Origin of the sequence: Flavobacterium sp. (assembly GCF_049318185.1) — a bacterium.
Classification (GTDB): Bacteria; Bacteroidota; Bacteroidia; order Flavobacteriales; family Flavobacteriaceae; genus Flavobacterium.
In genome coordinates this window covers 1-2,035 of record NZ_JBMOGV010000215.1, presented here as the reverse complement: position 1 = coordinate 2,035, position 2,035 = coordinate 1, and the positions used below count along the sequence as shown (strand labels likewise).

Below are 2,035 nucleotides of genomic sequence, written 5' to 3'. Positions count from 1 at the left end.
AAATAAAGGGTATTTTAAAATACAAAATTGAAACTGGTCATTCCCTTATTTATTGTTCATTTGGTTCATATTTTTCTTCAATAGATGAACATAAATATATCATTTCTTTGTGTTTATATTTAATTAAAGTATTCCAGAATAAACCGAAGCTTTTTGTTATATCTGTGAAAAAAGAAATTATTGATACCATTACAAAATACACAACGATACCTTTTAATTTCTTTTTCTTCACACGAGTACCTCAATTATTAATACTTAGAGAAGCAGACTTATTTATAACTCATGGTGGACTAGGCTCGATAAAGGAGGCTATTTTCATGCACGTTCCAATGTTGGTATATCCATTAGACTTAAGCTGGGACCAAAAGGGTAACGCTCAAAAAATTGATTTTCATCAGATAGGAATAAGTGGGAACTTTAAAAATGATGGCATAAAGGAAATTGAAGAGAAAGTATTGAAATTATTAGAAGACCCAGCTTACAAGCAGAATATTATAGCGTTGTCTGATAAATGTACTTCATCTGAAACCTATACAATTAATTTTTCGACTATTCTTAATTTTATAAAATCACAAACATGAAAAATATTATTATTACTTGGCCCTTTTCACTATTACAATTATTTGTTTCTGCACAAAATGTAAAAAGTATAGATTCTGAAAAGACAAAAATCTATATAATAGGTATTATCCATTCTGAGAATGAATATAGAAATAGCGATAGTTTACTAAATATTCTAAAAAATTTAAAGCCCGACCTAATTCTTGATGAAGGTGATTCTACTGCAAGTTTTTTTTCGCGACAATACTTACTATCAAAGCCCCCTTGGTGGTATAGTGTTGGAAGGAAGTTTCGACTCCTAAGAAAAATGCCACCGGAAGTTGAGGTGCTCTTTAAATATAAAGAATTTGATGAGAATGTAAAAAACTTGCCATTTGATAAAATGATAAAAAACAAAAAGGAATTTTCGAAATTATATTTTAAATCAGAGAGAAAGTGGTATTCATTGTTAAATAGTGCATTTTCTAAAGGGGAAATTCCTGATTCATTAACTAATGTTCATGTAACTTACATGACATATAATAATTGGCTACATAATACTTTTAAGAAAAGTTATAAAGAAATTAATAATCCTAAAGTTATCGATAGCATAAGGCAATTTCAAGAAATTGAAGCTAAATATATTTCTATTTTAACAGCCAGTAATCAATTATTCAGAGAATTTAAAACGTGGTTACCATTATATAGAAATTTTTGGTTTGTCAGAAATGAAGCAATGGCAAATAACATCATTAATTTTACATGGGTGACTAATGCAAAAAAAGTTGTTGTGTTTACTGGGTTATTACACAAACCCTATTTAATAGATTTGTTAAACTCGTACAATAGTGAACACAAATACGAGTTAATCGAGTATTTTGAAAATTAATTACAATAAGTTCGATTCTTCTTAGTCTTGAAAAGCCGATATTTCCGAATAACTTTTAGAGCAAAAGGCACAAAGTGGAGCGGAGTAATACTTTATTAGAAAAATAGGTCATATTGCCCCCCTTTACCGGAGCAAACCAAGCAGGCCCAAATTTTGTTGCTAAATTCATAATAGTTTGATAATCAACCGATTGCGCCTATAATTATTCTTATGTTAAGTAGGCTGCTTTTCTTTGGATTTTTCTTTGCCACGAAAACCTTTTTGATATTCTTTTGTCTCTTTTTCGGTAATTTTTTTTCTTTCCAGTAATTTTGGAAGTCAAATGAAGCAATATCCACTTTCCTTCTTCGCATAGTCTTGCGACGCAGGAGGAGACTATGCGCTTCGGAGTTCAAATCAACATCAGTTAAGTAAATTCATTTCTGCATCATATACACAAGTCAATCTCCTCTATTTCCATAGGTGTAACAATATCACAGATACCTTGTTGCCCTGTATAAACCAGCCTTAAGTTTTAAAGGCATTCCAATAATATTCCAATCTTTTAGCTACAGTTTTACAGATTCGATTTGAAAACCGTAAACTTTTCGGCTGAAAGTTTTATGC

2 protein-coding genes are annotated in these 2,035 nt (G+C 30.3%); both read left to right on the top strand.

Going from position 1 to position 2,035, the window contains the following annotated elements:
- The coding region (locus tag ACOYLT_RS11710; RefSeq protein WP_422854019.1) for a glycosyltransferase at positions 1 to 581 on the top strand (581 nt) is incomplete at its 5' end.
- Positions 578 to 1,429, top strand: coding sequence for a hypothetical protein (locus ACOYLT_RS11705; RefSeq protein WP_422854018.1), 852 nt, complete (start codon positions 578 to 580; stop codon positions 1,427 to 1,429). The genes ACOYLT_RS11710 and ACOYLT_RS11705, both read left to right, overlap by 4 nt.
- Positions 1,430 to 2,035 lie beyond the last annotated feature (606 nt).